Source organism: Corynebacterium sp. HMSC11D10, from assembly GCF_001806995.1.
Lineage (GTDB): Bacteria > Actinomycetota > Actinomycetes > Mycobacteriales > Mycobacteriaceae > Corynebacterium > Corynebacterium coyleae.
Genome location: NZ_KV787041.1, coordinates 1 through 5723 on the forward strand (window position 1 = coordinate 1; position 5723 = coordinate 5723).

Annotated in this window: 2 protein-coding genes and 1 pseudogene; 1 reads left to right on the forward strand and 2 read right to left on the reverse strand. The window is 59.3% G+C overall.

What is annotated here, in order from left to right:
- Positions 1 to 257 (forward strand): hypothetical protein (locus tag HMPREF3120_RS12275; protein ID WP_210384493.1); only part of this gene is annotated, 257 nt, incomplete at its 5' end.
- A gap of 462 nt (positions 258 to 719) precedes the next feature.
- Here HMPREF3120_RS12275 and HMPREF3120_RS04585 read toward each other — a convergent pair.
- Positions 720 to 2573, reverse strand: coding sequence for a hypothetical protein (locus HMPREF3120_RS04585; RefSeq protein WP_141739370.1), 1854 nt, complete (start codon positions 2571 to 2573; stop codon positions 720 to 722).
- A 157-nt stretch (positions 2574 to 2730) separates the two neighbouring features.
- Positions 2731 to 5723 (reverse strand): annotated as a pseudogene (locus HMPREF3120_RS12095) (hypothetical protein); the annotation flags it as partial.

Here is a 5723-nt window from a genome sequence, read left to right on the forward strand (position 1 = left end):
TAACGTCTGGATTGTTCACCAATCCAACCCACAAACCACACTGGCGCGAAGGGTTGTTGAACGATCTGTTTTGCCTTGGGTGCACTTCGTTGAACAATCTTTATGCATGCATAGTATGCGGTTTAAGGGTGTTTTCAGCCAACACCCGCCCGTTTGAATCGCGACCTGGGGAAATGCCGGAACAGCACTTCAAAACGACCCGGAAATGGTCGGGAGGATTGTTCAACGACTGTGAAAACGGCTCGAAATGGGTGTGACGTGCGGATTGTTCAGCAACCCGCACCACCTGATTCCCCCCGGAAATTACCCCCGTTTTACGAGCACACACGCAACAATAGCCTTCGAGACACGAAAAACAGGGCGCTTTAGCCCTGTTCTGCTAGTACGTTTCGCGCCCAACTAGCCGATGAGCCCACTAATAAACACCATGCCCAACATGACCTGGACAAACACCACCGGCATCTTTCGATCTGCTAGCACAATCCCGAACACCACTAGCAGACCAGGAGAACACCACCCCAACGCTCATCGTCTAGCACCCCGAAACACCAGCTAGACGATCAGCCCCATAACGACAAACAACCCCAACACCACCAGGGCAAACACAGAGGCCGAAACGAGATCGTCTAGCAGCATCACAAGCCCAGCTAGACGATCAGCCCACAGACGCGGAAACGCCCGCCGGTGTCGAATCCGGCGGGCGTTTCTATGCCTGGTTTTTAGTTCTCGTTGGTCTCGCGGCGACGGCCGAGCGCCAGGTAGGCGCCACCCACCAGCATCAGCAGGACGCCGAGGGAGATCACGGCGCGCATCGGCGTACCGGTATCCGCAAGATCACCGTCGCGCTCCTTGCTGGAGGAGGTGGTGGTCTTCTTCGTGGAAGTCGAACCCTTCGCAGCAACGCGGTTGGAGTTGTTGCTTGCGTTCTTCACGGACGTGGTGCGGCCCGTGGAGCGGCTCGGGGTGGTCTTCAGCGGCAGTGGCGTCGCCGAGGACTTCGTGGTCTTCGCACCGCCACCGGCACCTGCGAGACCCGCGGCACCGGCCATTGCGGCAGCCGGGCCGAGAACCTTGGTGGCAATCGGCTTGAACTCATCAATCGCCTTCAAAATCTGCTGCGGACGGTTCAACGTGGTCACGTTCGGGTCACGCGGCAGGACGATCTCTGCGGTCTTCGCGTTGCGCTGGACCTGGATTTCCGTGTTCTTGTAGCCGTGCGGTGGTTCGATCAAGGTGAGCTTGATCAGCTTGCGATCCTTAGCGTCCTTATTCAGATCGAACACGACGTTTGCGCGTCCGTCGGCACCAGTCCTACCGGCAACGCGGCCATCAGCGCTCTTGAACTCAGCGCCTTCAACAGCCTTGTTGTCATCGGTGCGGACAAGGACCTCCATGACCCAGTCATCCTCAGCCGCAGGCGCGGTTGGGGTCGTGGCCGAGTTGGTCGGGGTCTCGGTGGCAGGCGTGGTGGTCGTGGCCGGGTTCGTCGGGGTCTCGCTGCCCGGGGTTGCGGTCGGGGTTGCAGCGCCAGTCTCCGGGTTGTCAAGGCCAGGCAGCTTGAGGCCAGCGACACCGGCGAAGTTGTCAGCTTCATCGCCCTTGGCGACGACGTTAGAAACCGCGTTGTCCTTCACGTGGATAGCGGTCGCGTCGTCGTCTGCAAAGACGAACTCGCCGTCTTCGTTCTTGTAGGCGTAGTTCAGTGCCTTTACCTTCGGCAGGGTTGCCTTTTCCGGCACTGTCACAGCGGTGTGGGTCGCGGCTGGGGCCTTCTCGTCGACGTCGAGGTGCCACAGGTAAGCCTCGCCCTTGTCGTTGGTGGACAGGGCGACAAGCGAGGTCTCGTTCTTCTCACCGTCGGCAGCCCATGCGGCGGGCTTGCCGGCTTCCTTTACGCCGTCGATCTTCAGCGGCTTAGTGGTGAACGCGAGCGGGGTGTTCTTGGCGCCCGACTTATCGTCGGAAAGATCCAGGGTGTACACCTTGTCCTCGCCGAACAGCACAAGCGTGCCGCCTGCGGTGAAGGCAGCGGTGTCGATCTTGGTGGCGTCGTCACCCTTGAGGTCGATCTTGCCCAGATCCATCAGACCACCATCGTTGGCGTTAATGCGCAGCAGGTGGCCGGCGTCCTTGCCCTCCTCGTCCTGGGAGATGGCGTACAGCAGCTTGTTTTCAGGGTGGCGCGCAAGAGCGGTGTAGGTGCGGCCCTTGGAGTTGTACTGCGCGCCAGAGGTACCGGTGCCGTTACCCGGCGTATCCAAGAACAAGGCAGCAAATGCCTTTGCAGCGTCCGAAAGGTTCGAATCCTTGGCTGGGGTCTGCGTGACCGGCGCGGCCGAATCCGCCACGGGGGTGTTGGCGGTGGCCGGGGTGGTTGCTGGGGTCGTCGATACGCTGCTCGCATTGCTTGTCGACGACACCGGGTCCACCGCAGCAGACGACGTCACAGGCGCAGTCTCCTTCGCAGTAGCGCTCTCCTGCGCGTTTGCGACCGGCACGAGTGCGATCGAGCCTGCGACTGCTGCCGCGAGCGAAAGCCCGACGGCACGTTTTGCCTTGGATGTTGCTGCCATTATTACCTCTCGAGAATAGAAAAAGCGCGCGCGAGCGCCCCCAAAAACCACATATGAATGTATACGCCAACCTTGGACTTCACAATACATCCCGAACAAAAGCGAAACCCGCCTACTCGCCGAGCAATTTGCATCGGTTTCGTAGGCGGGTCAGCTTTTAGGCTTCAGCCGGTTCCGCAGGCTCCTCAGGCTTGGCGGTCTCCGTTGCCTCGGCCTTGTTGTTGGAGCTGCTGCCCTCGGTCTCTACATTCCAGCCGAACTGGCAGCTGGCGTAGTACAGACCCATGATCAGACCAGCCACAGCCAGGAGGCCAACACCGGCAACCGCAGCCGGGGCGGCCGGATTGATCTGGGACAGCTGGCGGTTGACCTGGTCGATCTGCGCCTGGAACTGGTTGAACACAGACGGGACTTCAATGTTCACGTTCGGCATCACGCTGCGCACTGCCTCGTTGGCCTGTGCGGCCGCGGCGTTGAGCTCGTCTTCGAACATCACACCGATACCACCGGCGACTGCACCGAGAAGGCCGATCGGCACCAGCCACGCAACCGGGTTGGATACCGAGGATGCGGTGGCCAGGCACTTGCCCAGGGAGCTGCCGTCCTCGCCAACGATCTCGTTGTCCTTGCCGATACCGCCGCCTGCGGCGATGTCGCTGTTGTCCTTCTTCAACTGCAGATCGATCACGATTTCCTTCTGGGATGGATCATCTGCAGCCGGGCGCAGTTCGAACGGCTCCGAGAACTTGCCACGAACCTTGAACGGCTTCGTCTCCAGGATCGAGCCCGGACGGGACGAGTTCTTCTCCGGATCACGCGGGTCAATCAGACGCAGGTTGCCCGGATTCGTGATCTGGAAGGTGTACTCACCCCACGGTGTGGACTCGAAGTAGACGTTGCCGTCTTCGTTGGTCTCACCCGCGATGGACGGGCCACCATCAGTCGGAACCAGCTTGACCTTCAGGCCTGCGAGGCTCTCGTTCTCATCCTGGGTGCGGTTCTGGTTCTCATCAACCCATGCGATCAGACGCAGGTTGTCAGCCAGCGGAGCACCCTGGTCAACGATGATGTGAGCGTTGCCCTTGAGGTTCTCGCGCGGGGAGATGATCAGCGTGGATGACGGGTCATCGCCGTAGTCCGGTTCACCCGCGAGGCCGCGGCCACGAGCCGGACGCGTCGGGAGTTCACCCGTTGCTTGTGCTTGGTTGTGGTGACGGACATTGGTTGCCAGACCTTCCGGAATCTCCGCAGTGAAGATCACACGCTGACCTGGCAGCAACGTGCCGTTGAAGCCCTCAGGCTTCTTAATCTCAAGATCCTTGACCTTCTTCAGCTGATCAGCTGGAACGTCGTTGCCATCCTTGTCCTTGGCATCGCCCTCAAAGATCGCGTCCTTTAGCTCCACGTTCACCATCGGTGCAGAACCGGTGTTCTGGATTTCGTAGGTGAACTTCAGCGCGTTGCCGACGCCCATACGAACAGGCTTGTCCGGGTTGGTAGCAAAGCGGGCGTTGACCTTCTTGTGCACCTCTGCCTTGATGAACTTGGTGTACGCCGAATCCGGTGCGGAACCTACCTTTTCACCAGTGGAGGTTTCACCGAAGGCGGTAGCGACGTTGTTGAAGTCGAACGCATCCTCCGGAGCCTTCATCTTGGCCTTAATCACCTCGGTTGCACCCGGGGCGAGCTCAGCAGTCCAGCCTTCCGGCATCTTCAATTCGATGTTGCGCGACTGAAGTTCCGGATCATCGATCTCGATGTTCTTAATCGGCGTATCACCGGTGTTGGTGATGAAGAGCTCGTAGTAGAGATCTTCGCCAGGCAGGGTGGTCATGACATCGTCGACAAGATTGCCGTCCTTGTCCTTAACCTGGCCCAGATTGTCGGCGTCACGGCCCCAAACCTGCTTCTCCAGTTTCAGGGAAGCATTCTTGGTCAGCTTGATTTCCGGAAGCTTCACATCGTCGCCTGGGCGGACCGGAACCTTGATCTTGTCGATCTCGCGGTCGCTACCCGGAGTCAGGATCTCGATCTCGTTGACGCCTGGCTTGATCTTGTCGATCTTGAAGGAGCCATCGTCCTCAACGCCGATGACCTTGGAGTCGCCATTCGGGTCGGTCACTACGACCTTGGTACCCGGAACAGCATTGCCGTTGCCGTCGTTGATATTGCCCTCAATGGACTGATCGATCGGAGCCTTGACACGGATCTCGCCCATGTCGGTACGCTCGCCCTGCTTCACCGTGACCTTACGGTTCAGCGGCTTGCCGTTGATGTCGGTGTCCGGCCAGCCCTCCGGCAGCTCAATTTCCATGTCGAAATCGACGACGCCTTCAGGGAAGTACTGGAAATCGATCTCCGGGGTGACGAAGAAGCCGTCTCCATCAACGCTGAGCGGAATCTCGTAGTCGAAGTACTCCGGTCCCTTGGTCTCCTCAGTGCGGGGATCGACCGAGATGGTGTTCGGATCAGCGACATCCTTCTTGATGAACTTGATCTTTGCACCCTGGATCGGGTTACCGTGCTCATCGATCAACCAACCACCGACGGTGTTTTCACCGATGCGGTCAGACTTATCCTTGCGGTCACGCTCCGACTTGTCGACCTTGAACTCGATCGGATCGGACTCGCCGTCCTTGACCTCAACGATCTGCGGACGCGGGTTGTTCATGCCCTCAGGCGTCTCTACCTCGACGATGTACTTACCGTCAGGCAGCGGCTTGTCGTCCGGACCATGGATCTCGAAGTTGCCCTCCGGGTCCGTGATCTCGACCTTGTCAACAATCTTCTTGCCATCAGGTCCATAAACCGTGACATTCGGCTTACCCTCGCCATCCTGCGGCAGCGGCTTGTCGTACTTGTCCTTAACCGTGCCGGTAATGGACGGCTTGGTCTCGGCCGGAGTGGTCTCCTCCTCGGTCGGTTCCGGTTCCGGCTGTGGCTGCGGCTGCGGTTCCGGAGCTGGCTTGTCCGTAGTCGGTTCTGGAACGAGCGTGCTAGTAGTAGGCGCTTCTGTCTTCTCTTCCTTTTTAACGGTGATTGCCGGGATCACGGTGGATTGACCCGGTTTTACAACCACAGGATCCTTAATTTCCGGATCGGTATACCCCTGCGGCGCATCCACCTCAACGGTGTAGGTACCCGGACGCA